General features: G+C 68.3%; 26 protein-coding genes. 10 read left to right on the forward strand and 16 right to left on the reverse strand.

Going from position 1 to position 26,702, the window contains the following annotated elements; all coding sequences use genetic code 11:
- Positions 1-143: 143 nt before the first annotated feature.
- From ACFXI3_RS31685 to ACFXI3_RS31700, 4 genes are all read right to left on the reverse strand, one after another.
- On the reverse strand, positions 144-848 hold the full coding sequence (locus ACFXI3_RS31685) for a DedA family protein (protein ID WP_378404486.1): 705 nt from the start codon (positions 846-848) through the stop codon (positions 144-146).
- Positions 849-990: 142 nt separating this feature from the next.
- Positions 991-1,602 carry a hypothetical protein gene (locus ACFXI3_RS31690; protein WP_344266542.1) on the reverse strand — a complete coding sequence of 204 codons (612 nt, stop codon included), beginning with the start codon at positions 1,600-1,602 and terminating at the stop codon, positions 991-993.
- A gap of 32 nt (positions 1,603-1,634) precedes the next feature.
- The gene (gene nagA / locus ACFXI3_RS31695; protein ID WP_378404488.1) at positions 1,635-2,825 is read right to left on the reverse strand and encodes an N-acetylglucosamine-6-phosphate deacetylase; all 1,191 of its coding nucleotides are present in this window, start codon (positions 2,823-2,825) and stop codon (positions 1,635-1,637) included.
- 52 nt (positions 2,826-2,877) lie between these two features.
- Positions 2,878-3,453: a SigE family RNA polymerase sigma factor gene (locus tag ACFXI3_RS31700; protein WP_051172562.1), complete on the reverse strand. Its 576-nt coding sequence runs from the start codon at positions 3,451-3,453 to the stop codon at positions 2,878-2,880.
- Positions 3,454-3,650: 197 nt separating this feature from the next.
- Between ACFXI3_RS31700 and ACFXI3_RS31705 the strand changes: the two genes are divergently transcribed.
- Positions 3,651-3,935: a YciI family protein gene (locus ACFXI3_RS31705; protein ID WP_344266529.1), complete on the forward strand. Its 285-nt coding sequence runs from the start codon at positions 3,651-3,653 to the stop codon at positions 3,933-3,935.
- On the opposite strand, the gene ACFXI3_RS31710 is transcribed toward ACFXI3_RS31705, so the two are convergent.
- From ACFXI3_RS31710 to ACFXI3_RS31725, 4 genes are all read right to left on the reverse strand, one after another.
- Positions 3,932-4,930, reverse strand: a complete 999-nt coding sequence (locus ACFXI3_RS31710) for a PDR/VanB family oxidoreductase (protein ID WP_378404491.1) — start codon at positions 4,928-4,930, stop codon at positions 3,932-3,934. The genes ACFXI3_RS31705 and ACFXI3_RS31710 overlap by 4 nt on opposite strands.
- Complete coding sequence (locus ACFXI3_RS31715; protein WP_378404493.1) at positions 4,927-5,787, reverse strand: metal-dependent hydrolase; 861 nt, start codon at positions 5,785-5,787, stop codon at positions 4,927-4,929. The genes ACFXI3_RS31710 and ACFXI3_RS31715 overlap by 4 nt, the downstream gene beginning before the upstream one ends.
- Positions 5,784-7,253, reverse strand: a complete 1,470-nt coding sequence (locus ACFXI3_RS31720; protein WP_378404495.1) for a flavin-containing monooxygenase — start codon at positions 7,251-7,253, stop codon at positions 5,784-5,786. Before ACFXI3_RS31720 ends, ACFXI3_RS31715 begins: the two co-directional genes overlap by 4 nt.
- 75 nt (positions 7,254-7,328) lie before the next feature.
- Positions 7,329-8,096 carry a helix-turn-helix transcriptional regulator gene (locus ACFXI3_RS31725; RefSeq protein WP_378404497.1) on the reverse strand — a complete coding sequence of 256 codons (768 nt, stop codon included), beginning with the start codon at positions 8,094-8,096 and terminating at the stop codon, positions 7,329-7,331.
- 68 nt (positions 8,097-8,164) lie between these two features.
- On the opposite strand from ACFXI3_RS31725, the gene ACFXI3_RS31730 reads away from it, so the two are divergent.
- Positions 8,165-9,214, forward strand: coding sequence for a zinc-binding dehydrogenase (locus ACFXI3_RS31730; RefSeq protein WP_378404499.1), 1,050 nt, complete (start codon positions 8,165-8,167; stop codon positions 9,212-9,214).
- Here the strand turns inward: ACFXI3_RS31730 and ACFXI3_RS31735 are convergent.
- The 3 genes from ACFXI3_RS31735 to ACFXI3_RS31745 all read right to left on the reverse strand — a co-directional run bounded on the left by ACFXI3_RS31735 (position 9,211) and on the right by ACFXI3_RS31745 (position 11,579).
- Positions 9,211-9,684: a pyridoxamine 5'-phosphate oxidase family protein gene (locus tag ACFXI3_RS31735; RefSeq protein ID WP_378404501.1), complete on the reverse strand. Its 474-nt coding sequence runs from the start codon at positions 9,682-9,684 to the stop codon at positions 9,211-9,213. The two genes, ACFXI3_RS31730 and ACFXI3_RS31735, sit on opposite strands and share 4 nt — an antisense overlap.
- Before the next feature lie 8 nt (positions 9,685-9,692).
- Entirely contained in the window at positions 9,693-10,583 is an 891-nt protein-coding gene (locus ACFXI3_RS31740) for an SDR family oxidoreductase (protein WP_344266510.1), read from the reverse strand.
- A gap of 81 nt (positions 10,584-10,664) precedes the next feature.
- Complete coding sequence (locus tag ACFXI3_RS31745) at positions 10,665-11,579, reverse strand: aldo/keto reductase (RefSeq protein WP_344266506.1); 915 nt, start codon at positions 11,577-11,579, stop codon at positions 10,665-10,667.
- A 62-nt stretch (positions 11,580-11,641) separates the two neighbouring features.
- Between ACFXI3_RS31745 and ACFXI3_RS31750 the strand changes: the two genes are divergently transcribed.
- The 5 genes from ACFXI3_RS31750 to ACFXI3_RS31770 all read left to right on the forward strand — a co-directional run bounded on the left by ACFXI3_RS31750 (position 11,642) and on the right by ACFXI3_RS31770 (position 16,437).
- The gene (locus tag ACFXI3_RS31750; RefSeq protein ID WP_378404503.1) at positions 11,642-12,463 is read left to right on the forward strand and encodes an LLM class F420-dependent oxidoreductase; all 822 of its coding nucleotides are present in this window, start codon (positions 11,642-11,644) and stop codon (positions 12,461-12,463) included.
- Between the two features lie 104 nt (positions 12,464-12,567).
- Positions 12,568-13,599: a class II fructose-bisphosphate aldolase gene (fbaA, locus tag ACFXI3_RS31755; RefSeq protein ID WP_378404505.1), complete on the forward strand. Its 1,032-nt coding sequence runs from the start codon at positions 12,568-12,570 to the stop codon at positions 13,597-13,599.
- A gap of 190 nt (positions 13,600-13,789) precedes the next feature.
- On the forward strand, positions 13,790-14,107 hold the full coding sequence (locus ACFXI3_RS31760; protein ID WP_378404507.1) for a type VII secretion target: 318 nt from the start codon (positions 13,790-13,792) through the stop codon (positions 14,105-14,107).
- 708 nt (positions 14,108-14,815) lie between these two features.
- The gene (locus ACFXI3_RS31765) at positions 14,816-15,745 is read left to right on the forward strand and encodes an alpha/beta hydrolase (protein WP_378404573.1); all 930 of its coding nucleotides are present in this window, start codon (positions 14,816-14,818) and stop codon (positions 15,743-15,745) included.
- A 98-nt stretch (positions 15,746-15,843) separates the two neighbouring features.
- A complete protein-coding gene (locus ACFXI3_RS31770; protein WP_378404509.1) occupies positions 15,844-16,437 on the forward strand; it encodes a hypothetical protein in 594 nt (197 codons plus the stop codon).
- 215 nt (positions 16,438-16,652) lie between these two features.
- Here the strand turns inward: ACFXI3_RS31770 and ACFXI3_RS31775 are convergent, their stop codons facing one another.
- Complete coding sequence (locus ACFXI3_RS31775; RefSeq protein WP_378404511.1) at positions 16,653-18,089, reverse strand: alpha-L-fucosidase; 1,437 nt, start codon at positions 18,087-18,089, stop codon at positions 16,653-16,655.
- Positions 18,090-18,290: 201 nt separating this feature from the next.
- On the opposite strand from ACFXI3_RS31775, the gene ACFXI3_RS31780 reads away from it, so the two are divergent.
- Entirely contained in the window at positions 18,291-20,042 is a 1,752-nt protein-coding gene (locus tag ACFXI3_RS31780; RefSeq protein WP_378404513.1) for a hypothetical protein, read from the forward strand.
- Here ACFXI3_RS31780 and ACFXI3_RS31785 read toward each other — a convergent pair.
- Together ACFXI3_RS31785 and ACFXI3_RS31790 are read right to left on the reverse strand one after the other, a co-directional pair.
- Positions 20,039-21,949: a UvrD-helicase domain-containing protein gene (locus tag ACFXI3_RS31785; protein WP_378404515.1), complete on the reverse strand. Its 1,911-nt coding sequence runs from the start codon at positions 21,947-21,949 to the stop codon at positions 20,039-20,041. The genes ACFXI3_RS31780 and ACFXI3_RS31785 overlap by 4 nt on opposite strands.
- 7 nt (positions 21,950-21,956) lie before the next feature.
- Entirely contained in the window at positions 21,957-23,126 is a 1,170-nt protein-coding gene (locus ACFXI3_RS31790; protein ID WP_378404517.1) for a hypothetical protein, read from the reverse strand.
- Between the two features lie 234 nt (positions 23,127-23,360).
- On the opposite strand from ACFXI3_RS31790, the gene ACFXI3_RS31795 reads away from it, so the two are divergent.
- Positions 23,361-23,771, forward strand: a complete 411-nt coding sequence (locus ACFXI3_RS31795) for a DUF3151 domain-containing protein (RefSeq protein WP_378404519.1) — start codon at positions 23,361-23,363, stop codon at positions 23,769-23,771.
- Positions 23,772-23,878: 107 nt separating this feature from the next.
- The gene (locus ACFXI3_RS31800; RefSeq protein WP_344266468.1) at positions 23,879-24,772 is read left to right on the forward strand and encodes a Scr1 family TA system antitoxin-like transcriptional regulator; all 894 of its coding nucleotides are present in this window, start codon (positions 23,879-23,881) and stop codon (positions 24,770-24,772) included.
- Here ACFXI3_RS31800 and ACFXI3_RS31805 read toward each other — a convergent pair.
- Positions 24,753-25,259, reverse strand: a complete 507-nt coding sequence (locus ACFXI3_RS31805) for a GNAT family N-acetyltransferase (protein WP_378404521.1) — start codon at positions 25,257-25,259, stop codon at positions 24,753-24,755. The two genes, ACFXI3_RS31800 and ACFXI3_RS31805, sit on opposite strands and share 20 nt — an antisense overlap.
- Before the next feature lie 141 nt (positions 25,260-25,400).
- On the reverse strand, positions 25,401-26,585 hold the full coding sequence (locus tag ACFXI3_RS31810; RefSeq protein ID WP_378404523.1) for a GGDEF domain-containing protein: 1,185 nt from the start codon (positions 26,583-26,585) through the stop codon (positions 25,401-25,403).
- Between the last annotated feature and the right edge of the window lie 117 nt (positions 26,586-26,702).

Raw genomic sequence — 26,702 nt, forward strand, 5'->3', positions numbered from 1 at the left:
TTCCCCCGCATTAAAAAACCGCCCCCCCCCCCTTAAACAATATACAACCGGGGCTTGTTTTTCTCTATCCCCTACTCCCCCCCCAACCTATGCCCGCGGCGACCGTAAAGCCCGCCCCCCGCTTCGATCAGCGAAGAAAAACCTCAGTCGCGCACGCGCGGGATCTGCTGCGTGACGTCGGCGGAATCGTCGGCCGGGCGCGCCTTCTTCTCGCGGCGGCTCTTCAGGTACTCGATGGCGATCGGCACCACCGACACCAGCACGATGAGGACGAAGATCGCGTCGACGTTGTCCCGGATGAAGCCGATGTTGCCCAGCAGCGACCCCAGCACGGTGATGCCCGCGGCCCACAGGATGCCGCCGAGGACCGTGTACGTGAAGTAGCGCTTCGGGTCCATCCGGCCGATGCCGGCGATCCAGGTGATGAACGTCCGCACGAACGGCACGAACCGGGCCAGCACGACCGCCTTCGGACCGTGCTTCTCCAGGAAGCTGTGCGTCTTGTCGACGTACTCCTGTTTGAAGAACTTCGAATCCGGCCTGCTGAACAGCTTCGGCCCGACGAAGTAGCCGAGGTAGTACCCCACGACGTTGCCCAGCAGCGCGGCGACCGTGACCAGCACGCACACCAGCCACAGCGGCGCCTTCAGCGTGCCGTTCGCGATGAACAGGCCCGCGGTGAAGAGCAGCGAGTCGCCGGGCAGCACCGGGAAGATGCTGCTCTCGATGAAGATGATCAAGCACAGCACGGCGATCACTGGCGCCGTCAGCCCGTTCAGCAGATGCTGCGGGTCCAGCCACGACGGCAGCAGGGACATGGTGGTCACTGTGTTCTGGGCGAGAATCACACCGAAAACGGTACAGGGTGACTCACGGTGGCCTCATCGGGCAAGGAATCGCAGGTCATCGGTGTGGGATCGGGGTTAAGAACTCGGCCCGGGAGTGCCCTCCCGCGGTGGCCGTCCGGGCAAGCCAGGGCGGTTTCGGGCCTCAGATCAGCGTCAGCAGGCCGATGACGGACCCGGCGGCCAGCCCCAGCAGTACGGCCAGCAGCAGCACCCAGTGCGCGGGCAGGGGGCCGCTCTGCGCCGCCTGCGCGGGACGGCGGACGGTCGCGTCGCTGGCCCCGACCGGCGGGATCGAGCCGGTCGTGCCGGGCGAGGTGTAGTCGGCCGCGTCGAGGGCGGCGCGTTCGCGGGCGAGCGAGTCCGCGCCCGCGCCGGACAACAGCCCGTAGTTGGGCGGCAGTTCGGTGGTCGGGCCGGTCTGCGACGGCGCGCCGGTCTGGGCCGAGGCGCCGAACGACCCGGTGCCGGAAGCCGGAGCGGCGTTGAACGAGCCGGTTCCGGCAGTGCCAGGGCCGGAGATGCCGGGACCGCCGGCCGCGTTGAACGAGCCGGTTCCGGCAGTACCAGGGCCGGAAATGCCAGGACCGCCGGCCGCGCTGAACGAGCCCGTGCCGGAAGCGCCGGGCTGGACCGCGCCCTGTGCGCCGGTCCCGGCCTGCTCTTCGACCGGGTTCGCCGCGACGTGCGGAGCGAAGACAGCTTGGGCACGCAGCGCGTCGGCCAGTAACCGTTCCGGGTCTTTCGGCTCGCTCATCCGCTCCGTCCGCCTGTCGAAGTGCTAGCTCGTCACGTACTCAAGGTAGCCCGGCCCGCCTCGGCCACCCATTCGCCCCGGTGCAGTACCCGGGATGGGCGCAGGTCGTCGTCCAGGATCACCGCGTCCGCGGCGAGGCCGGGGCGCAGTGCGCCGGTGCGGTCGGCGATGCCGAGCAGTTCGGCCGGTCGCGCCGACGTCGCCCGGACGGCGTCCAGTACGTCGAGTTTCGCACCCTTCACCAGGTTGCGGAAGGCGTTGTCCATGGTCAGCGTGCTTCCGGCGAGCGAACCGTTGTCCAAGGTGGCGACGCCGTCGTGGACGTCGACCGCCAGCCTGCCGAGGGTGTAGCGGCCGTCGGCGGCGTCGGTGGCCGACATGGCGTCGGTGATCAGCACTGTCCGGCCGCGGCCCGCGTGCTGCGCGGCCAGCCGCACGACGGTCGGGTGCAGGTGGACCAGGTCGCAGATCAGCTCGACGGTCACGCGCTCGTCGTCGAGCAGCACGCCGACCGGGCCCGGCTCGCGGTGGTGCAGCGGGCGCATGCCGTTGAACAGGTGGGTGGCGACCGTCGCGCCGGCGTCGATGGCCGGAACCAGCTGGTCGGCGACCCCGTCGGTGTGCCCGATCGCGGCGATCACGCCCGACTCGGCGAGCTGCCGGACCGCCTTCACGCCGCCGTTCAGCTCCGGCGCGAGCGTGACCATCCGGATGGAGCCGTGGCCGGCGCGTAGCAGCTTCTCGACGGTGCCGGTGTCCGGTTCGCGCAGAGTATCCGGATCGTGCGCGCCGCAGCGGGCGCGCGAGATGAACGGGCCTTCGAGGTGGATGCCCGCGAGATCGCCCTCCTGCACGAGTTCGCGCAGCGCGGCGATCTGCTCGGTGAGCAGGTCGATCGGGTCGGAGACCAGGCTCGCGAGCATGGTCGTGGTGCCGTGCCGCCGGTGCGCGCGGACCGCGGTGCGGATCTCGTCCGGGTCGAGCGTCGAGAACGACGCACCGCCGCCGCCGTGGCAGTGGGTGTCCACGAAACCGGGGACGACCAGCGCGCCGGCGACGTCGACCGTCGTGGCATCCGGGCTGCTCGGGGGCGTGCCGGTGCCTACCGCGGCGATCTGTCCGCCGGACACGGCGAGCCAGCCGTCGTCGAGTACGCGGTCCGGGGCCACGACGCGGCCGCCCGTGATGACGAAGTCTCCGGGGTGTTTCACGCGGTCCAGCATATATTGGTCTGGACCAGAGAGGGCCGACCAGCGCGAGATTGGTCCGCCCAGGTCACTGGGGCGGCTGCATTGCCTTCTGCAACGCCTCAAGCGCTCGGCTGGCGGTTGACTTCACGGTGCCCTTCGAAATGCCCGCGGCTTCCGAAATCTCCGCTTCGCTCAGCCCGCCGTAGTAGCGCAGCACGAGCACCTCGCGCTGGCGCGGCGGAAGCTTCGACAGCGCGTTGACCACGGCCTGGTGCTCGCTGGAGAGCATCGCGAGGCTTTCCGCGGACCGGGCGTTCACCGCGTGCGGGGGCACGTACTCGCGGGCGGTCTTGCGCCGCCGCAGCACGCTGCGCGAGCCGTTGACCACCGCGGTGCGCAGGTAGCCGACCGCCGCGGCGGCGTCGCGCAGCCTGCCCCAGTTGCGGTGCAGCCCGGTGAAGGCCTCCTGCACGACGTCCTCGGCCGTGGCCGGCTCGTCGACCAGCAGGATGGCGAGCCGCACGAGCCGCATCCGGTGCTGCCGGTAGAGGTCTTCCAGGTTCAACGGGGCGGTCGGCGGCTGCGCCGGGACCGGCCCGTCCATGGTCCGCAGGTGGCCGAGGGTCGCCTCGACGCTGCGTTCCGCGTTCCCCTCCAGCATGTATCCCCGCCTGTCCTCGACGTGTCCGCTCCGCAGGCCCCAACGCGTGCGCGATAGGCACAGCGTGCACACAGGTTCCGCCCGCGCCTAGCCTATCGGGTTGGCCTCCCGCTGCCACCGCTCGCATGGTGCGTCCGCCCGGCCGTCACCGGTAGCGTCTGCGGCGTCACCGTCGTGTTCACCCCGGGAGTAAGCGCATGGCCTGGTACCTCGTCGAAATCCGCTACGTCCAGGAGAAGCTGGCCGACGTCCGGCCGCGCCATCGGGACTACCTGAAAGAGCACGTCGAGGCAGGTCGCGTGGCCGTCGCCGGCCCGCTCGCCGACAACTCGGGCGGGCTGGTGCTGTGGCAGGCCGAGGACGAGGCGGCGCTGGCCGAACTGATCGACAACGACCCGTACGCGCTCGAGGGCGTGGTGGCCGAGCGCACCGTCCGCGAGTTCAAGCCGGTGCTCGGCGACTGGGTCCCCCCGCAGAACTAGAGCTCCAGGACGGCGGGCCCGCGGTCGACGCAGATCCGCACTCGCCCGCCGTCTTCGGCCGCCACCTCGCAGGTGCCGCAGAAGCCCTGGCGACAGGAGTACGGCACGTCGGGCAGCACCTCGCGCACCACGTCGAGCGTGGAGCGGTCGGCAGGCACGTCGAGGGTGCGGCCGCTGCGGCGCAGGACCACCTGGAACGGCTCGCCGTCCACGATCGGCGGCGGCGCGAACCGTTCGTAATACACCGCGGCGGCGTCCGTGCGGGCCAGATCGACGCGCACGCTGGTGATCATCGGCACCGGGCCGCAGCAGTACACGGAAGCGCCTGAAGGCATTTCCTCCAGCAATTCCGCGCCGGACGCGGGAATGCCGAACTCCTTGTCCGGCCGGATCCGCACCCGCTCGGCCGGAAGCTCGTCGAGGAACGGCATCGACTCGCGGTCGCGGCCGGTGTAGACCAGCCGCCAGTCCGCGCCGCTCGCCTCCGCGCGGTGCACCATCGGCAGGATCGGCGTGATCCCGATTCCGCCCGCGACGAAGTGGTACGCGGGCGCGGTGACGAACGGGAAAGCGTTGCGTGGCCCGCGCACCGTGACGCGAGTTCCGGCGGTGAGCGCGTGCACCTCGGCGGACGCGGAACCGATGCGCCGCACGGCAATCCGGTAGTGCGACAGGTCCGAAGGCGAGCCGCACAGCGAGTACTGCCGCACTTCGCCCGAAGGCAGCATCAGGTCGATGTGCGCGCCAGGACGCCAGGCAGGCAACGGGTTAACGTCGGGCCGCACGAGACGCAGGCTCACCACACCGTCGGCCTCGGTGCGCACGGCGTCCACGACCAAGGGCAGCCGACGGTCGACTTCCCGCACCGGCGGACGCTTTCGGCCGGAAATCTCCGCCAGCCGCCGATAAGTCGCGGTGACCGCGACCAAAGTGGACATCAGCCGGTCGCGTCTGCCGCTGCCGTCGAGCCGGGGCGGGAACTGCGGTGCGGTCATCGCGGAGCGTCGGCGGCCTTGGCCGCGGGCGAACTCGCCAGGTACGCCACCGCCTGGTCGGTGTTGCCGGTTTCGGTGGGGTGATAGGACTTCCGGAAGTACGGCCGGATCTCGTGCAGCAGTTCGCGCGGTCCCGGCAGCAGTCCCCGGCGGGCGGCGCGCACGTACGCCCGCCAGCTGGTGCGGCCGGGGCGCGTCGGGTCGTTCTTCATCAGGAACCGCGTCCCGCGAAGGAAAACCCACGCCAGCACCGGCGTCACCACGATCATCGAACGCACCCGCCGACCGTAGCGGCCGTCGAGGTGGCAGAACAGGTCGTAGGCCACCGACCGGTGCTCGACTTCCTCGGCGCCGTGCCAGCGAAGGAGATCCAGCATGGTCTCGTCGGCGCCCGCCGCGTCGAGTTCCTTCGCGTCGAGGATCCACTGGCCGAGAAACGCGGTGTAGTGCTCGATCGCCGCGACCAGCGCGAGCCGTTCGATCAGCCATTCCCGGCTCGATCCGGGCCGGTCGCCGAGCAGCCGCCGGAACATCCACTCCATCTGCGCGATGTAGGGCCGCACGGAAACCCCGGCGGACTCCAGGTGTTCGGCCGCGCCGTCGTGCGCCTCGGCGTGCATCGCCTCCTGGCCGATGAACCCGAGCACGTCCTCCTTGAGCCGCTCGTCGCGGATCAGCGGGACGGCCTGCTTGAACACCTCGACGAACCAGCGTTCGCCCTCGGGCAGCGCGAGATGGAGCACGTTGATGCTGTGCGTGGCCTGCGGTTGCCCGGGAATCCAGTGCATCGGCAGCTTCGACCAATCGAACTCCACGTCACGGGCGTGGAGCACGATCTGTTCGTGATCGGCACTCATGACCGGCCGCTCAGTTCGTAGTCGCTCGGCTCGACGCGCCGGGTCTCCAGCCAGTACCGCCAGGTGAAGCCCGGCCAGATCGTCCGGTTGACGCCCTTCGCGTCGAGGTACCAGCTCTTGCAGCCGCCCTGGGTCCACACGCCCTTGACGAGCTTGTCCTGGATCTGCTCCTGGAATTCGTCCTGCACCGTCGGCCGCACGTCGAGCGCCGCGGCGCCGCGCGAGTCGGCCAGCCGGATCGCGTCGACCACGTAGCGGGACTGCGATTCGATCATGAACACCACGGAGTTGTGGCCGAGCGCGGTGTTCGGGCCGAGCAGGAAGAAGAGGTTCGGGAATCCGGACACGGTGATGCCCTTGTGCGTCTGGATCCCTTCGGTGGCCCAGGTTTTCGCGAGATTGCGGCCCTCGACGCCGGTGATGTCGAGGTACTCCAGGGCGTCGGTCACCTTGAAGCCGGTGCCGTAGATGATCGCGTCGACCTCGTGCTCGACCCCGGCGGTGTCGACGATGCTGTGCGCGCGAACCTCGGCGATACCGTCGGTGACCACGTCGACGTTCGGGCGGTCGAGTGCCGGGAAATAGTCATTCGACAGCAGGACGCGTTTGCAGCCCATCGTGTAGTCGGGCGTGACTTTCCGGCGCAGCGCGGGGTCTTTGATGCCCTTCGCGATGTGCCTGCGCGCGAGAACCTCGGCGGCCTGCATCAGTTTCGGGTGCCCGTTGAACCCGATCGCGCGGGATTCGAGCATCCAGTACAACGCGTTGCGGTAGAGCCGCTGCGTGCCCGGCACGCGCTTGAACAACTGCCTGGCCCAGCCCGGCATCGCGTGGTCCGGCTTCGGCATGATCCACGGCGGCGTGCGCTGGAACAGCGTCAGTTCGCCGACCTCGGGCGCGATCTTCGGCACGAACTGCACCGCGCTCGCGCCGGTGCCGACCACCGCGACCCGCTTGCCCGCCAGGTCGAACTCGTGGTTCCACTGCGCCGAATGCCAGGTCTGGCCCTTGAATTTGGCGATCCCCGGCAGTTTCGGGATCTGCGGGATGTGCAGCCCGCCGACGCCGGCGACGAGGAACTGCGCGGAAAACTCGGCGCCGCCCTTGGTCTCGATCGTCCAGCGGCGTCCGCCCTCGTCCCAGTGCGCGCCGGTGATCTCGACGCCGAACCGGATCTTCTCGCGCAGCCGGTAGGAGTCAGCGACGCCCTTGAGGTAGTCGAAGATCTCCGGCTGCGGCGAGAACGACCGGCTCCAGTCCGGGTTCTGCGCGTAGGAGAACGAGTACATGTGCGACTGCACGTCGCACGCGCAGCCCGGGTACGAGTTGTCCCGCCAGGTGCCGCCGACCTCGTCGGCTTTCTCCAGGATCACGTAGTCCCGGATGCCCGCTTTTTCGAGCTGGATCGCCTGGCCGAGCCCGGAAAACCCGGTGCCCACGATCACGACCTTGAACCGCTCGGTCATCTTGTCGGCCTCCGCTGCGCTGGGGGTCTGGCGGCGTTGATGTTACCTCAGGTAACAGTTACTTCAAAGTACTTCCTACTCGCCAGTACCACTCGGCAGCCGGTAGACCACCAACGTCTGCTCCGGCCGCTCGGCCACGTGGAACGCGGCGTGCGACGCGGTGACCACGCCGAGCCGGGGGTGTCGAAAGCGCTTGTGACCTGCGTGGCTGAACTGGATCTCGTAGTGCGGCCACCACTCGCGCACCTCGGGACTCGCCTCGGTCAGCTCGGCCACCAGCCGGGTCACGCGCGGGTGATCGGGATGCCCTCCGGCGATCGCGCGCAGCCGGGCCAGGATGTTGCGCGCCTCCTGCTCCCAGTCGACCAGGACTTCGCGCGCGGCGGGCTCGGTGAACATCCAGCGGACGACGTTGGTGCCCGGTTCGATGTTCCGGAACAGCTCCGCGGCGGCGTCGTTGTACGCCAGCAGGTCGTAGCAGATGCCGGTGACATACGCGGGGTTGTCGCCCAGCATCGCCGGGACGCCCGCGACCTCGGGCGCAGCCTCTTCGGGAGCGTCTTCCGGGGCCTTTCCGCCGTCGGCGAGGCGACGCAGGTGTTCTTGCTCGGCGCTGGTCAGCCGCAGCGCGCGGGCCAGGGCGTCGAGCACCTGGTCGGACGGGCGGACGTCGCGGCCCTGTTCGAGGTAGGTGAGCCAGGTGGCGCTGATTCCGGCCAGCAACGCCAGCTCCTCGCGGCGCAGCCCGGGCGTGCGGCGGCGTCCGGTGATCGGCAGGCCCGCGTCGGCCGGGGCGATCCGCTCGCGGCGGCTGCGCAGGAAAGTGCCCAGTTCGACGCTCACCCTAGAACCTCCAGTACCAGAATAAAGCGATTCTGGATACCAGCTTAACGGCGCGCGAGGGTTGTCGTATGCGAGCTTGGACTGTTGCTTCACAAGACGACGACCTGCGCCTCTCCGAGGTCCCGGAACCCGCGCTCCAGGGCGGTGGCGTGGTCGTGGAGGTGCTCGCCGCGCACCTCCCGGCGTACACGAAAGCGGTGGTGACGGGCGGTCGCGGCGGCCTGCTGACCCCGCTGATCCTTGGCCCGTCGTGCATCGGACGCGTGACTGACGTCGCGCCGGACGTCTTCCACGTCGCGCCCGGCGACGTCGTGCTGGACACGGCGTTGCTCAACGCGGGCGACGGCGACGAAATCCTGGTCGGCTGGGTCGGCCTCGGCGGTTCAGGCGGCAGCGCGCGCACTGACCGCATGCGCGAGGTGTGGCGTGACGGTGCCTTCGCGGAGAAAGCGTTGTGCGCCAAGGAAACTATGGTCAAACTACCCGGTGCCGAGAATTACCCGGACCCGGCGCGGCTGGCGTTTTTGCCGTGGCTCTGCGTTGCCGCCGCAGGACTGCGTACGGCAGGTCCGCTGGCCGGGCGCGACGTCGCGGTGATCGGCGCGACCGGTCAGATGGGCGGCGCGGCGGTGATGCTGGCGCTGGCGGAAGGCGCGGCGACGGTGACAGCGGTGGGCCGCAACAAGGTCGCGCTCGACCGGCTGGCCGAACTCAGCCCGCGAGTGCGTACCCATCAGCTGACCGGCGATCGCGCGACGGACGCGGCGGCGATCGGCCCGGTCGACATAGCCCTCGATGCTCTCGGCGCCACGCCGACGGCCGACGCGACGATGGCCGCCTACGACAGCCTGCGCGTGAGCGGGACGCTGGTGCTCGTCGGCGGCGTACGCCAGGACCTCGCCATTCCCTACGGCGACTTCATGCACCGCAGGCTCACCCTGCGCGGCTCCTGGATGAGCGACGACGAAACGGTGACGAGGGTGTGGAATTTGGTCCGCTCGGGCGTGCTGGACCTCTCCGCGGTGGAGCTGCTGAAGGTGGGCCTCGACGACCCGGAAACCGCTCTTGACCTGGCAGAACGCACTTCCGGGCTCAGCTTCGTGGCCCTCGTCCCCTAGTAGGTGCCGCCCAGTTTCGAGTGATCCCAGCTCGCGATCTTCGTCGGACGCAGGATCAGCCCGACCCGCTTCGGCGCCTGCCGTTCGATGAAGGTCCGCAGCTCGTCTGGCACCGGCGCACCCGGTTCGGCTCCGGAGTAGCGCATCATCAGCGCGATCCCCATCGCCGTGACCTGGTCGGTGTCCGCGACGAACTCGACGTCCGCCTCGAAGGAAAGCCCGCGCAGCTGGTCGTACGCGTCGCCGCTTTCGACCAGCACGGTCGCCTCGGGCAGCCGGCGCAGGTTCTTCGCCTTCTGCGAGGTGCCATACGTCCACGTCGCGACCCCGCCCTCGTGCGGGTAGTACCAGAGGGCGGTGAGGTGCGGCCTGCCGTTCGGGCCGACCGAGGCCACGTTGATGACCTTCTGCTCGGCCAGGTAGGCCTGCACCTCGTCCGGAGTCATCCGGATCTGGTCGCGACGGGACATGGCGCTCCTCAGCTGCGCTTCGTGGCCGCGCGCCCGCCGTGGCCGGTGACCGACGACTCGTACGCGCCGCGTTCCTCGACGTCCTTCAGCGCGGCCCGGTCCGCCGCCGGCACCCGGGTCCGCGCGCCGAGTTCGACGATCGGCGGCAGGAACGAGCGCAGCAGCTTCAGTCCGCCGACCCAGCGTGGCACGTGGATCGTCCTGGCGCGGCGCAGAATCCCGGCCTCCAGGTCGTCGAGCGCGACGTCCAGCGGGTAGGTCTTGCCGAGCAGGCCGGGCATGCCGGAACGCAGCTTGCCGAACACCGGGTGCGCGTCGGCGCTTTCGACCAGGTCGGTGCGGATCCAGGTCGGGTGCGCGACGCCGACCTTCACGCCGAGGTGTGCGACCTCCGCGCGGAGGCTGTTGCAGAACGCCTCGACGCCGGCCTTAGCCGCGGCGTAGTTCGCCATGCCGGGCGCGTGCGTGATCGCGGCGAGCGAGGAGATGCCGAGCAGGTAGCCGCGGCGTTCGATCACGTGCGGGAGCGTGACGCGGAACGTGCGCCACACACCGAGCAGGTCGACCTCGATCACCCGCTCGAACGCGGTGCGGTCCACCGACCGCACGAATCCGGCGGTCGCGATGCCCGCGTTGGCGATGACGATGTCGATGCCGCCGAAGTGCTCGACCACGCCCTCGGTGACGCGTTCGAGGTCGTCCCAGCTGGTCACGTCCGCTTCCCAGGACTTCGCGTTCGGCCCGATCCGCTTGGCGACCGCGTCCTGCTCGGCGGCTTCGAGCCCGACGAGCGCGACCTTGGCTCCGCGCGCGGCGAGCCGCTCGGCCAGGCCGGCTCCGATCCCGCGAGCGGCTCCGGTGATGAGCACGACCTTGCCGTCGACCTGCTTCTGAGCCACGGTGCCCTCCTGAGCCGGTTTTGCCTGTCCGGAGGGCACCGTACAACAACCTACCCGCAGTAAGCTACTCTTCGGTAAGTATCAGTTCGACGCTTCGCCCAAAGCGGTGAGTTCGGCGTCGGTCAGGGTCAGCTCGACGGAAGCGAGCAGGTCAACGAGCTGCTCCGGGATCCGCGCGCTGGCGATCGGCGCGGCGACGGTCGGCTGCTGGCGAAGCCAAGCGAGCGAGACGCTGGCGACCGAGGCGTGGTGCGCGGCGGCCACTTCGTCCAGCGCGGCGAGCACTCGTTCGCCGCGGGCGTCGAGGTACGCCAGCGCCCGCGGAGCCCGCGGCGAGTCGCCCGGTTCGTCCTTCGAGCGGTACTTGCCGGTGAGGAATCCCTTGGCCAGCCCGAAATACGGCAGCGTGACCAGGTTCTCGCGGGCGACGAGCGGGGCCAGCTCCCGCTCGTAGTCGCGCTCGACCAGGTTGTAATGCGGTTGCAGGGCAACGTATCGGGCGAGGTTGTTCTGGTCCGAAATGGACAGTGCGGACGCGAGCCGGTCCGGTTCGTAGTTGGACGCGGCGATGTAGCGGACCTTGCCGTCGCGCACGAGCTGGTCGAACGCGGCGAGCGTTTCTTCGAGCGGGGTGTCGAGATCGTCCTTGTGCGCGTAGTACAGGTCGATGTGGTCGGTTCGCAGGCGGCGCAACGATTCCTCGACCGACGCGGCGATGTTCTTCGCGGAAAGGCCGGGCCGCTGGTCCCCCATGCCGACCTTGGTGGCGAGGACGATGTCGTCGCGGCGGCCGCGCTTGGCGAACCAGTTGCCGATGATCGTTTCGGAACCGCCACCGCCGCCGTAGGTGTTGGCTGTGTCGAGGAAATTGCCGCCGGCCGCGGTGTACGCGTCGAGAACAGCGAATGACGTGGGTTCGTCCGCTGTGTTGCCGAAGACGTTGCAGCCGAGGTTGAGGCCGTGGATGTCCAGTTCCGTGGTGCCGAGCTTGGTCATGCTTTCGAACCTAATCCGGCCGGGACGGGAGGAAAACCGGGTTATCGCGCGTTGGGCGGGTTATGGCTATCGAACTGGGCAAGCTAGGCGTTTGGCGGATGTCGGCCGCGGTGGACCGCGAGTTCGCCGCCGAGGTGGAGAAGCTGGGCTACGGCACGATCTGGCTCGGCGGTTCTCCCGGCGGCGACCTGGCGATCGTCGACGAACTGCTGGCCGCGACCGAGCGGATCAAGGTCGCCACCGGGATCGTCAACATCTGGGCCGACGCCCCCGAGGACGTCGCGCGGGCGTTCCGCCGCATCGAGGACAAGCACCCGGGACGGTTCCTGCTCGGCGTCGGTGCGGGCCACCGCGAGCACACGCAGGAGTACAAGAAGCCGTACGCGGCGCTGGTCGAATACCTGGACGCACTCGACGCGGCCGGGGTGCCCAAGGAGTCGCGCGCGCTGGCCGCGCTCGGCCCGAAGGTGCTCGAACTGGCCCGCGACCGCACCGCCGCCGCGCACCCGTACCTGACCACCCCGGAGCACACCCGGGCCGCGCGCGAGATCGTCGGTGCCGCCACGCTGCTCGCGCCCGAGCAGAAGGTCGTCTTCGACACCGATCCGGAGCGGGCGCGCGAGACCGGCCGAAAGACCGTGCAGTTCTATCTCGGCCTGTCCAACTACACCGCGAACCTGCGCAAGCACGGCTTCTCCGAGGAGGACATCGCCGGGAAGGGCAGCGACCGCCTGATCGACGCGCTCGCCGTCCACGGGGACGGAAAAGCGCTGGCCAAGGGCTTGCAGGCGCACCTTGACGCGGGAGCGGACCACGTCAGCGTGCAGTCGCTGGACGAGGATCCGTTCCCCGCCTACCGGGCCATCGCGGCCGAGCTGCTCTGAATCGCTCCAGTCGGTTTCGTCTCGTGTGAGGTAGGACCGGTCGGCCCGGCCGGTCCACCTCGTACGATGCCGCTGTAGAAGCCAGTCGTCTCGAGGAGGAACCGATGCCCATCGCCACCCCCGAGGTGTACGCGGAGATGCTCGACCGGGCGAAGGCGAACGAGTTCGCCTACCCGGCCATCAACGTGACCTCGTCGGAAACCGTGAACGCCGCGATCCGCGGGTTCGCCGAGGCGGAGAGCGACGGGATCATCCAGTTCTCCACCGGCGGCGCGGAGTTCGCGTCCGGGCAGAAGGTGAAGGACATGGTTGTCGGCGCGACCGCGCTGGCCGAGTTCGCTCAGGTGGTCGCGGCGAAGTACGACGTCAACGTCGCGCTGCACACCGACCACTGCCCGAAGGACAAGCTGGACGGCTTCGTCCGCCCGCTGATCGAGATCTCCGCCGAGCGCGTGCGGGGTGGCGGGCTGCCGCTGTTCCAGTCCCACATGTGGGACGGTTCGGCCATCGACCTGGACGAGAACCTGGAGATCGCGCAGGAACTGCTCGCCAAGGCCGCGGCCGCGAACATCATCCTCGAGGTCGAAATCGGCGTGGTCGGCGGCGAGGAAGACGGCGTCGAGGCGGAGATCAACGAGAAGCTGTACACCGCCGAGGGCGACTTCCTGAAGACGATCGACGCGCTCGGCGCCGGCGAAAAGGGCCGCTACCTGCTGGCCGCGACGTTCGGCAACGTGCACGGCGTGTACAAGCCGGGCAACGTGAAGCTCCGCCCGGACGTCCTCAAGGGCGGCCAGGAAGCAGCGGCGAAGAAGCTCGGCCTGGACGCCGGCTCGAAGCCCTTCGAACTGGTCTTCCACGGCGGCTCGGGCTCCCTCCCGGAGGAAATCCGCGAGGCGGTGTCGTACGGCGTGGTGAAGATGAACGTGGACACCGACACGCAGTACGCGTTCACCCGCCCGATCGCGGACCACTTCTTCAAGAACTACGACGGTGTGCTGAAGATCGACGGCGAGGTCGGGAACAAGAAGGTCTACGACCCGCGCAGCTACCTGAAGGCCGCTGAAGCGGGCATGGCTGCCCGGGTGGTCGAGGCTACGCAGGCACTGGGCTCGGCTGGCCAGAAGCTGGGCTGACGGGGGTTTTCTTGCGGGGAGGCCGCCTCGATCTTTTGATCGGGGTGGCCTCCCTGCTTTTTCGCGTGTGAGACCCCTCTTTGCCGCACTTCCGAAACGGTCACCAGGGTAATTTTCGGGTACTTCGACGGGCTTCTTCGCCGCACACAGGTCATAGTGTGGTCGGAGGGTCACAGCGGGTGGGAGTGCGATGAGCGGGTTCGAGGTCGTGATCGATGCGATCGAGAAGTCCTCGGAGGCCGCGAGGCGGTCGGCCGCCGGTGCGCGATCTGTTGATCTGGCGAGCACTCTGGTCGGTGTCGCGCAGGGGTTGCCCGGCGGGACAGCAATCGAGGCGGCGCGGATGCTCGGCGACAGGTGGGAGCGAGAGCTGCTTGCCTGGACGAAAAACATGGACGAGTACGCCGACCAGCTCACCGTGGCGGCCCGCCGCTACCGAACGGACGACCAGGCGGCAGCACATGATCTGCGGGCAATCCCTGTCCACGGTGGGCCGAGGCCGGTCTGATGGTCGCGTGGGCGGATGTACGGCGCTGGAACGCCGCGGCGATCGGCGGAGTTTCTGACGCGCTTAACCAGCGCTGCAACCAGTTGCTCGCGCTGAACGATGACGTGGAGAACGTGGCGAAGTTCGATGGCTGGACGGGCGATGCCGCAGGTGCCGCGTCGGCCAGGGGCAACTCGCTGACCTCGACTCTGGAGCAGCGGGCAGCCGAAGCGTCCGCAGTCCGCCGAGGCGCGCACGAGGCGCAAATCGCGGTCGAGCGCATTACGGCCGTGGTGGCCGAGACCGACGAGCTCGCCCGGACGAACTCGTGGGTGATCGGAGGCGACGGCGCGGTGGTGGCACCGCCGACATCCGGTCCGCCCCCGCCCCCGGACGTGGCGGCACAGCGCGAGAAAATCCGGGTTGAACTCGTGGACCGGGTCGAGCAGATCCTCCGCAGAGCGAACGACGTGGATGCTGATCTTGCCGCGATCCTGACCCGGACGCTGCGCGGGGAGATAACCGAGCGGGACGCGGGCACGCTCGCTCAGGCAGCCGCGGCGGGTGCCGCGCAGAGCGGGCTCTCGATCATCGGTCCGCCCGAAGGCGGTACCCCGGGCGACAACAAGGCTTGGTGGGACACCCTCTCCGACACCGCGAAGGCTACGGTCCTGCGGGACTCGCCAGACCTGGTCCGCAACCTGGACGGCATTCCGATCGTGGATCGCGATGCGGCCAACCGGGCGGTGCTCCAGCGGGAAACCGACAACCTCCAAGCAGAAGCGACGGAGATCTCCAGGGCCAATCCGAACGACCCGCCGTTCCCCGCATCAGGCCGATTGGCCGGGCAAGGAAAAGCTCGACGAGATCGCGGGCAAGCTCAACGGCCTGCGCGCGATCGAGGATCGGCTCGACAACATCGGTCCTGGCGGGAAGCAGACTTTCTTGATTGGCTTGGACACCAACGGGGACGGCAAGGCGATCGTCTCGGTAGGCAACCCGGACACGGCGAAGAACGTCGCCACTTACGTTCCCGGCACTGGTGCGGAACTCGGCAAGATCAAAGGCGAAATGGACCGTTCCGACCGCATGTTCGACTCGGCGGCGAAGGCCGGGTCGGCGTCCACGGCGGTGGTCTCCTGGGTCGGCTACGACGCACCGGATGATGTGGTGCCCAACGCGATGAGCGGTGACTACGCGGACGACGCGAAGAAGGACCTCGACCGCTTTCAGGACGGGCTCAGGGCGACCCACCAGGGTGCGCCGTCGCACAACACGATGATCGGTCACAGCTACGGAACCACCGTCATCGGCCATGCCGCACGCGACGAGCACCTCAATGTCGACGACATCGTTTTCGTTGCCAGTCCTGGAGTCGGCGTCAACCAGGCCAGCGAACTCGGGATTCCGGCAGGACACGTTCACTCCACGGTCGATCCGCACGATCCGATCCAGCTCGCGCCGGTGCACGGCATCGAACCGCAGAACTTCAGCGACGCCACCAAGTTCAGCTCGGGACCAAGCGATCCGAAGCAGAGCACCGAAGGGCCGTGGTACGCATTCGGTTACAACGCAGCCGCTCACTCGATGTATTGGGATCCCGGCAACAAGGCGCTCAACAACATGGGTCGCGTCATCGCCGGCCAGCCGACCTTCTAACCGTGAAAAGCCGCCGGAAACCCACCGCCGTGATCTGCCTGGCGGCAGTCGCCGTCCTGACGTGGTCTCTGAGCGCGTGCGATACGGGAGGAGACGGAATGCAGCCAACGATCACCATCGAACAGGCCAACCAGCAGGTTGAGGAGTACTCGAAGAAGGCACGCGAGGCACTGCCCGCGGAGGCTCGCTACTCGTTGTTCGCATCGGAACAGCGGGGCGATTGCAACGACCCGAGCGACAACGGTCCCAAGAACAGGGTTCTGGCCAGCCGCACCTACCGGGTCGAGGGGCTGGCAAAGGACAAGATCCCCACGTACTTCGATGCGCTTCGCACTTGGTGGCAGAACCACAACTTCCGGGTGCTCGACAACAATCCGCCTAACGAGTACCTCTGGGTCGAGAACAACACGGACAGTTTTCGGATGGCGCTTGAAGCGAATCCGCAAGGTGGCTTGTTCCTCACCAGCACTTCGCCCTGCGTATGGCCGAACGGAACGCCGGTCCCTGAAGCGCAGGGCGCTGCCGAACCAACGACCGAACCCGGCGTTGCTCAGGGCGATCCGCGGCCGCCGGAGCCCGCTGCTGAAGCGGGGCCTGGGCAACCACGCAAGGCTCGCCAACGGCCGCGGCCAGCAGCCGACGATGAAGAGGATTTCTCGCAGACTGACTGGACTGACGACAGCGCGTACTGAGCCTCCTGCTCAACGGTTCCTGTTTGCCCGGGGAGACGGCTTCGGGCTTCCCCCGGCCACGTCAAGGACACGATCTGGATCTTGACCAGGCCGCCGGTGACCTCACCGTTCTCGGTAAACGTGACGAGCTGGTCCTCGCCGAAGTCGTTATGGCCGTCCACCTCTTGAACAATGCCAGGTTGGGTACAGTCGAAGGCTGGCGGAAAGCGACTCCTTCACGATTCGGCCGCATACCAACCAGTCACCGAGAGCACCGCCGGGAACTCCTCCCCGAAGTCGTCCGTCCGATGCCGAGGCAGGTCGATCACGATCCCCTCCGAAGTGCGGGTCCACGACAACGGCCGGGAATTCCCTCCCAGCAGCCGGATTCGTGACCGATCGCTGACCGGGACATCTCCCGGCACAAGAAGCCGCGCGCCGGGCCAATAGAGAGGGATCAGGTGGAACGCGCCGCGTGTGCGGGTATAGCACAGGTCGCCGTCCATTGCTCTAATCCACGGCGTCGAACCATAGATCGCGCGGCCGTTCAGGCGTAGCCAGCGGCCCATGTCCAGCAGGCGCGAACTCATCCAGTCCGCGATCGTGCCGTCCTCGCGGGGGCCGATGTTGAGCAGCAGGTTTCCGTTCTTGCTCACCACCTCGGCGAGCAAGCGGATCAGCTGAACGGAAGATTTGATCTTCGCCGGGTCCTCGTTTTCGTTGTAACCCCAGGACTTTCCGATGTTCAGGCAGGCTTCCCAAGGATCCGGGCGCAGGACGTACTTCTTGTTATCTCCTTCCACGGTAACGAAATCCGCGTGCGAAGCCTCGAAGCGGTCGTTTGCCAGGACACTCTTCGGGTGCGGACGGTCGGCGGCGTGTCGGTAGTAGTAGGACAGGATTTCGTCGCTGCGCCAGTCCCACATCTTCGGCCGGAAGATCGGGCCGCCGCCGAATTCGTGGTAGCCCTGGCCGTCTGCCCACAGGACGTCCGGATCGTAGTGGTCGATCAGGGTTTTCAGGTGTGCGTGTTCGTATTGTGTCACGTAGTCGGCGACTGGGCGGTAGCCGGTGTAAGGGATTTCCGTTCCGGTGTAAGGGTTTCGGGGAGCGGTGCCTAGTGCGGGGTTGTAGAACTCGCCCAGTGAGTAGTAGAGGCCGCGCTTGAGTGGGGAGTGTGCGGCCGCGGAGAAGAGTTCGCCGACCAGGTCGCGGCCTGGGCCTAGGCGGACGGAATTGCGGTCGGAAACGTCATTGCGGAACAATTGAAAGCCGTCGTGGTGTTTGGAGGTCAGGACGAAATACCGGGCTCCGGCCTCTTCGAACAGGCGTACCCAGGAGTGCGGGTTGTAGCGGCGGGCGGTGAAGCGCGGGATGAACTGGTCGTACGCGAAGCCCGCGCCGTAGGTTTGCAGGTGATGGTCACGGGTTCCGGTGCCGCGCGCGGGATCCGTGACGTTCATGGCGTACAGGTACCATTCCGCGGCGTGTTTCGCGTCGCCCCAGGCCGCGGCTGAGTAAGCGCCCCAGTGGATGAAGATGCCGAATTTGGCGGAGGGGTACCACGGGGTGGCGGCGGGGGCGGCCTGTGCTGAAGTCGCGGTGAGTCCGAGCAGTCCGGCGGCGCCGGCCGCGGCGAGCACGCTGCGGCGGCTGAGTCCTGCCTGGTCCATGACGCATCCACTCCCGGTTGCGGCGGCGGTCATCGGATGTATCGGTCTACCAGGGGTACCAGCTCGCCGGGCGACCGGCAAGCATCCTGTCTGGTCAAGACAGTTGTTCACAAGCATGAACGCGACGGTTGGCCGATTGACTCGACTGGACACCGTTCTTATGGTCGAGGGAATTCATCAGATCTATCAAGGGTGGCCGTAATGGGAGAAACCAGTCGGCGGACGGCGTTGCGCGGCGGGATCGCCCTCGCGGCTCTCGCGGCCACCACCGGGACAGCTTTCGCGAAACCCGGCGGCCGGCGGTTGCCGTTTCTGCTCGACATGGTTCAGAACAATCCCGGCGAACCGCTGTTTTCCAGTCGCTTCAACGATCCCGCGACGTTGAAGAGCTACGGCTACGACGGTCAGGTGATCAACGAGTTCACCCCGCCGCAAACCGCGATCACCTTCGCAACCTTCGACGAGCGCATTTTCCCCGCGGATTCGCCGGGTCGCGCTTGGGCCGAAGCGGCGGCGAAGAAGATCGACGCACACATCGCGCGAGCGCACGCGGCAGGCATCGCAGCGTATTTCTTCACCGACATCATCGTACTGCCGAAACGCCTGGTCGAGCTGTACGGCGACCAAATTCTCGACAGCCAAGGCCGCATCAGCTTCGACCGTCCGCTCACGCAGCAAATCCACCGCCTGATGCTGCGCGAGATCTACGCTCGCTTTCCCGGCCTGGACGGAATTGTCGTAAGAACCGGCGAGACGTACGTGCAGAACGTGCCGTTCCACACTGGAAACAACCCGATCACCAACGGCGCCACGAGTCATCTGACGCTGCTCGGCATCCTGCGCGACGAGATGTGCTTGCGCGGCAAGCGAGTCTTCTACCGCACCTGGTCCACCGGCAGCGACAAGCTGACCAGCGACCCGGACTTCTACCGGCAGGTGACCGATCAGGTCGAAACGCACGAAAACCTGGTCTTCTCGATCAAGCACACCGCGAAAGACTTCTGGCGGACTATCCCGTTCAACCGGACCATCGGCGTCGGCAAGCACCGGCAGATCATCGAAGTGGAATGCCAGCGCGAATACGAGGGCAAGGGCGCTTTCCCGAATTACGTGATCGACGGCGTGGTCAACGGGTTCGAAGAATTCCGCACCCAGCCGCGCACCGGTCCGATCGGGCTCGCCGAGGTCGTCAGCAATCCCATTATAGCCGGGATCTGGACCTGGTCCCGCGGCGGCGGTTGGCGCGGACCGTATCTCCACAACGAATTGTGGTGCGACCTCAACACCTGGGTGATCGCCCGCTGGGCCCGCGACACCGGCCTCGGCGAGGAAGGCGCGTTCACCGAATACGCGACAACGCGGCTCGGCTTGCACGGCGATCAAGTCCGCCGCTTCCGCCGCCTGGCACTGCTGTCGGCGGCGGCCGTGCTGCGCGGGCATTACAGCGTGGTGCACCCGATGGGCAGGCTGATGTGGACCCGCGACCAGTTCCTCGGCGGCTCAGACAAGGACCTGACCAGCGATTACGACGCAATCATCGCAGCGGGCCGGGTCGAGCCGGTGCTCGCCGAGAAAGCAAGCGCCGCCCGGATGTGGGACGAAATCGTCGCGTTGTCCGCCACGCTGCCGTTGCGCGATCATGCCGACCGGACGTATCTGCGAGTATCCGCGCGCTACGGCCAATCCTGGCACCGCGTCGTGCATCACGGCTGGGAAGTGATGCTGCGCGGTTACGCTGGCGGGCACGACAAAGCGGTCATGCGCTACCACCTGGCCCGCTACGACGCGGAATGGCAACGCTGGCAACGACTCGCCAAAACCGAACCGTCCTGCGCGACGCTGTATCAACCGTACAGCTTCGGCCCGAAAGGCCCGGACGGGCTGTACAACGCCGACCCGGACCACGGCATCAAACCGGCCACCGACTACTACCGCCGCCTGCTGTCCAGTTAGGACGGCACGACGCCCCACCACAGAAAATCCCGCGCCCGGGTCGCGGCCACCAGCCGTTGCCGACTGAGCAACTCACGCTGTTCCTCTTGCTCCGCAGGGTCTTCCGGCGAAGGCCGCGGCAACTGGACAACCAGCACCGCGCGAAAGTCGAGCCCCTTCGCCCGGTGCACGGTCCCGACATGCAGCCGATCCTCGGCCTCCCCGACGTAACGTTCGAGCGCACGCGTAGGGATCCCCGCAGCTTCGAGAAAACGCCGACACAGCTCGGCATCCGCATTGCTGAAGGTAATCAGCGCCGTCTCGCCGCGCGGAATGGTCAAGTCGCGGACGGCGGCAGTCAGCGCACCCGGAAGCTCGGCCTGCGTACCGGCCCACGACTGCACAACGCCGCCCTCGTTGACCGAATCCGCGTCGCGCAGCGCGACCCCCGCCGCACCGTCCAGATCATCCACCGCGTTGATCCGCCGGGCGAAGTCGAGAATGCCCGCACGGTTGCGATAGTTGACCTTGAGCACCTCGCCCCGGCCCTGAATCGGAATCCCCGCGTCGGACAGCCGCCAGCCACCGGGATAGACCTGCTGCTGTCCGTCGCCGACGAGCAGCAGCTGATTCGGCCCGTCACCAGCGATCGTGCGCAGCAGCCGCAGGCCGGTCAACGTCATGTCCTGCGCTTCGTCAACCACGACAGCCGCATACGGCTCTTCGAGAGGCTGCCGTTCGAGTTCAGCGCCGGCCCGAGCCAACAGGTCGTGAAAGTCGGACAACCCGTTCGCGGCCAGATTTCCCGCGTAGGTCTCGTACAGCTGCCAGACCTTCGCGCGCTGGCCCCGGTCCAGCCGAAGCCCTCGTCGAGCACGGTGGATGGACTGGTACATCTCCAGCGTCGCGATGCCCTGGCCCTTGATGATGCGCTGGACCTCGGTTTCCCAGTAGTCGTAGTTCGGCCCCAGCCGCTCAAGGGGCTCGCGATGCTCCCGCCAAGCGCGCGCGAACGCGTCCTTGGCGAGCCGCGGATTGGTGTTCAGCTCGATACCGCGCCGCTTGAGGAACGCCCGGGCCCACGCGTGCAGGCTGACGAACTCGGCCCGGCTCGCGAGCTCCGGGGCCAGTCGCCGGAACGTGGTCTCGTTGACCGGCGGAAGAGTGCGTACGAACGTCGTGAACAGCAGCGGGCCGGTGCTCCGGCGGCCGACGTGCCGCATCCGGTGCAGCGCGACCACCGTCTTCCCGGTCCCGGCCGGACCGCTGATCCGCGCCGGGCCGGAATAATTGCGCGACGCCAGCGCGGCCTGATCGGGATGCAGGAACGTCATCCACGTTTCGAACGGCCGCTCCACTGCCGCGAGCAGCTGGTCGTCCGCGACGCTCTCCGCCGAGAGCAGCTCGAGTGACCCGGCTTCCTTCTCCGGGGCCGTGACCGTCAGCCACTCGTAGCCACGCAACCGCGCAGCGAGCCCCGAAGCGATCCTGGCGGCTTGCCGAGCGGTCAGATGCACCGTGTCGCGCCGGAAAAGCTGGTCCAGTTTGCCCGCGGGCAACGACCAGAACGGCCCGGCGGAGCCCGCGCCGCCGATCGCGACCAGGGTCACCGCGCTCCGGGCGATGCGCTGCCCGCCCGGGCCGGGCAGCCCGGCGAACCGTTCTTCGGCGTCCCGGGCCACCTCGCGCATCGCCGCTTCGTCCGGCGGCGGATCGGTGACAACAACTGCGAACACCCCGGCGCGCCCGATCAGGAAGGCATCGGCGGTTCCCGGGTCCCCGGTGCGCACCGCCAGGTGCCAGCCTTCGGCGGTCCGCTCCAGCAACCCGGCCAACGCGTTGCGCCGCAACGGATCCCGGAACCGCTCCGCGATCAGCTTCGTGGCCTGCCGCTGGACGTGGCGCCGGGCGTGCGCGCTGAGTCCCACTTCCGCGCTACGCCGCGACCGAGCGTCGCGAAGCCCACCATTCCTTCGCCGGACCGGCCCCAGCCCACAACGCGAACATCGCGACCACAGCGACCAAAGCCGTCCAATACGCGACCGGCGGCGCCGACTCCGTCCGCGAGTCCCCGAGCAGCCAAGGCCGCAACTGCGACTGTACCCAGAACGCGCCGTACCCGAGCACAGTCACCAAAACCGCCCCCGACAGCGCGGGTCGCGGCAGCAGGAAGGCCAGATCCACCGCGACCCCGACAGCCAGCAGATAGAACGGCACCGTCGACACCGGGAAGCCCAGCGCCAGCAGCAGCGGCCACATCACGCATCGGTACGCGACATACGCGCCGGCCACGGTCAGCGCGGCCCAGCGCCGTCCGGCGGTTTTGCGCGCCAGCACCAGGATCAGCGCCGAAACCCCGATCCCCCACAGCGGATACACCCACTCCGGGATCGGCATCGTGAAGTGCAGCACCGCGGCCCGGTCGACCGGGTGGCCGATCTGGTTGGCGGCGAAGGAAAGCAGCGTCGGCTCCGCCTCCGGCGTGCCGCGTTCCCAGGCTCGCAGGCCGAGGATGCCGTACTCCTGCTGTCCGTTCGGGAAGAAGGTGTTCTCCAGGAAGAACGCCCACAGCGCGAGCAGCACCCCGGTGCGGAAGCGGCCCGGCGGGGCCAGCCGCAGCCAGCCGAGCAGCACGCCCGCCTGCATGATGCCGGTGCCGAGGTACAGCATCATGTGCGACGGGCTCCACGCGGTCAGGTCGAGGCCGTTCACGCGGTGGTTGATCACGTCGAGCGGCGCGGCGACCAGGAACACGATCAGCCCGGCCTGCATGAGCCGCAGCGAGCGCCGGTCGCAGCCGAGGCCGGTGTAGCTGTGGATCGCCACCAGCACGATGATGATCACCGTGCCGACGGTGTTGATCAGGTGCGGCGGGGCGAGGTCGTCGCGCAGCCACTTGAAGTGCCACGACATGTCCCACGACGACCCGACGAGCTTGAACGCGAACGCGGTCAGCCACATGCCGTAACAGAATCGCAGCACCCACGCCGGAGTCGGCTGTCCCGGCGCGCCGCGGTGCCAGTGCGTCGCGAAGAAAAGCCTGGTCTTGCCCACTGGTCCGCGCGGGACCGCGGGGCCGGCGACGTCTTCAACCGCCTTCGTCATAGGCGCCATCATTCCCTGCCGCAAGAGGACGCGGCGGGAAAAGGGGCAAAAACCGGGGTTCACCCCTACGGGTGGCGGACTTGCCCCCGCCCGGCCCGGCACGGCAGGGTGTCGGCCCATGATGCCGAAACGAGCCGTCGCCGCCGTGCTGATCGCAGCTCTCGTGCTGGCCGGCGGAGGCGTGCTGACCAGCCTGTTCCTCTAGGCCGAGAGCAGCGTGGGCACAATGGCGGCATGACGCACAACCTGCTGGGCCCCGAGCCCACGCTGCTGCCCGAGCACACCGACGCGCAGGCCGCGCTCGACTCCGGGACGGATCCGTCCGCCGTGGCCGCCGAACACCCCGACTACAGCGAGGCCTGGGCCACGCTCGCCGAGCGCTCGCTCGCCGACGGCGAGACCGTCGCCGCGTACGCCTACGCCCGCACCGGCTACCACCGCGGCCTCGACCAGCTGCGCCGCGCCGGCTGGAAGGGCTTCGGCCCGGTGCCGTGGGCGCACCGGCCGAACCAGGGTTTCCTGCGCGCGCTCGCCGCGCTCGGCCTGGCCGCTGAGCGCATCGGCGAGTCCGAGGAGCACGAGCGCTGCAAGACGTTCCTCGCCGACTCCGACCCGGCCGCGGCCGAGGCGACCGGTCTGAAGTGACGCGGGCCGCCGGTCGCGTCCCGGAAACCCGGGCGCGACCGGCCCGTTGCCCACCTTCGGGTGACAGCTAGAGGTGTTCGCATTTGGTGACACCTACAAAGACGGCCATGCGAGGCACGGCCATGCTCACCCCCAGGATCCGCACCCTCGGCACCGCACTGCGCGAGGCCAGGGTCGACGCCCGTTTCGGACTGCGCGAACTCGCCCGGCGAGTCGGCACCAACCCCGCGCTGGTGTCGAACTGGGAGCTGGGACAACGGGTTCCCGCGCTGGAGGACGTCGCGGGCATCCTCGGCGCGCTCGGCGTCGTCGGCGCGGAGAAACAGCGGATCCTGCAACTGGCGCGCGGCACCGCCGAACCGGGCTGGGTCGCCCGCGGCAAACAGTCCGACCCGGACCACCTCGGCGGGCTGCTCGCCTGCGAACGCGCCGCGACGTCGGTCGTCGAATGGCAGCCGCTGCTGATTCCGGGGCTGCTGCAGATCCCGGACTACGCGCGGGCGCTGTTCCTCGCCGACGGATTGCCGCTGAAGGACGCGGAACGCCAGGCGGAGCTGCGGATGATGCGGCGGCCGCTGGTGGTCGGCCCCGGCGCGATTCCGTGCGAGGTGTTGCTGGGCGAGGCGGCGTTGCGCAATCCGATCGGCGGGCCCGCGACGATGGCCCGGCAGCTGCGGTTTCTCGCCGACCTGATGGCGACGTCGGCGAAGCTGTCGGTCCGCGTCGTGCCCGCCGGCTCCGGCGGGCATTCGGGACTGGCCGGTCGGTTTTGCGTGTACTACGTGGAGGTCGGCGATCCGATCGTCTACTTCGAGCACCAGCACTCGGGGGCCTTCCTCCTCGACGAGGGGAACGACACCTACTGCGAGGTCGCGGACCGGATCCGCGATTTTTCCCTGGACTCCCGCCAGTCGGCGGCGTTCGTGCAGCGCACCGCACAGCAGTTCCGGGAGCTCGCGCAGGGGAAAACCGCGGAGGGGCCTAGGAATACGTTCGGTTAGCCGGGACGTCGGTCGCGATCCGCAGTTCGCTCTGGAGCAGGTTCTTCGCCGCGGAGAAGCCGTGCCGCACATAGGCCGGTATCGCGCGTTCCGAGGAGTGCACGGTCACCCGCTCCAGCCCGAGTTCCGCGGCCAGCCGCAGAATCGCCTCGATCAGGAGCCCGCCGACGCCGCTGTCGCGTGCTTCCGGCACGACGTACACGCATTGCACGTCGCCGCAGACCCGCGAAAAGTCATGCGGCGTCGGCACTCTGGGGGTGAGGGCGAGGAACGCCATCCCGAGGACGTGCTCGTCCCGCACCGCTACCAGACAGCGATGGGTGTCGGCGTGCGCTTGGGTCCAGGCGGAGAACTCGCGGATGAACCCGGCTCGATCTTGGTGCGGCAGGCCGTCTTGGTCCGCGACCCACCGCCAGCGCAGCGCGGCGACGACGGGGAGTTCGTCGGCGCGGGCTGGGCGGATCCCGGTGAGCGGCACAGGTGTCACTTCCGAATTTCCGGACGTCGTGGGCGGCTCGCTGGGCATCGCGCGCGAATGGAGCTGGACGACGGAGCCGTGTGCGGTGGTGAACCTGACGAAGGATGGACCCGGCCGGCCGGGGGAGGGTGCCGGCCGGGTCCGAGGTCGTCAGGCGACTGCCACGAGTTCCCGGGTCGGAGTCACCGAGCCGACTACCTTGTTTCGGCCGCTGTTCTTCGCCGCATACACCGCGGCGTCGGCCGCGGCCATCACTTCCTCGATGCTTGTCCCGTCCATCGGGAACGCCGCCACCCCGATCGACGCGGTCCGGTTTTCGATCGCGACTGCCACGCCTTCGTTCGTCTGCGTGGGAATCACCAGCTCGCTGATGCGCTGCCGAATCCGCTCCGCCGTGACAATCGCGTCCTCTTTCGACGTCGACGGCAGCAGCGCGACGAACTCCTCGCCACCGAACCGGCCGACGAGGTCGTGCGCCCGGGTCTCCTGTTTCACCACGGCGGCAACGGTTTTGAGCACGTCATCGCCCGCCAGGTGGCCGTAAGTGTCGTTGATCCGTTTGAAGTGGTCGAGGTCGATCATCAGCGCGCCGAAGCTGCCGTTCTCGCGCTCGGCACGGGAAATCTCGCGCTGCGCGCCGTCCTGCCAGGTGGTGGCGTTGAGCAGCTGCGTCTTCTGGTCCGTGGTCGCGAGTTCCTCGAGCCGCTTGATCAGCATCGAGCGCTGCAGCACGTACAGCGGCAGGATCACCAGCACCGACAGCAGCGGTTCCTGGCTCAGCACCATCACCAGCAGACCGCCGACGCACAGAGTCGCCAGCTCGATCAGGTTGTCGTCCATCGTGCCGAGGCAGGACTCGGCGGTCGCCTTTGCTGGGTCGGTCAGGTACAGGCCAAGGCCGGTCAGGGCGGTGTTGACCAGGAAATACCCGAGCGCGCCCGCCACCACGGTGGTGACGCTGTGGCCGTCCGCGAGATGTCCGGCCAGCGCCGCGCCGAAGCCGGACAGGATCATCGTGGTCGCGTTGGCCGCGACGCGGTGCGCCTCACCGGGGCGCGTGCCGTTCCAGCTGCGGAACGCCAGGTAGACGTAAATGATCACGCCCAGCGCGGCCACCAGCTGCGGCGGCACCAGCAGCGCCGCCGGAAGCAGCCACACCGAGGTGACGGTGATGTGCGGGCCCTGGCTCAACATCCGGCGCTGCCGCTCGATCTGCCGCGTGACCTCGGTCTGCGCGATCGCCAGTCCGGCGAGCATGCCGAGAATCCCGAGCTGGCCGAGGCTGACCGGGAACACCAGCGTGCTCACCACGGTGAGCACCACCGTGACGGCCATGCTCGTCAGCGTGACCGCGACCCATTGCCGCGGTCGAGTCCAGAGCGACCACCGGGAAACCGCATCGCGCAGCCCCAGACCAGAAAATTCCCCCAATGTGACCATTCTTCCCCCCGG

Source organism: Amycolatopsis sp. NPDC059235, assembly GCF_042754125.1.
Taxonomy (GTDB): Bacteria; Actinomycetota; Actinomycetes; order Mycobacteriales; family Pseudonocardiaceae; genus Amycolatopsis; species Amycolatopsis albidoflava.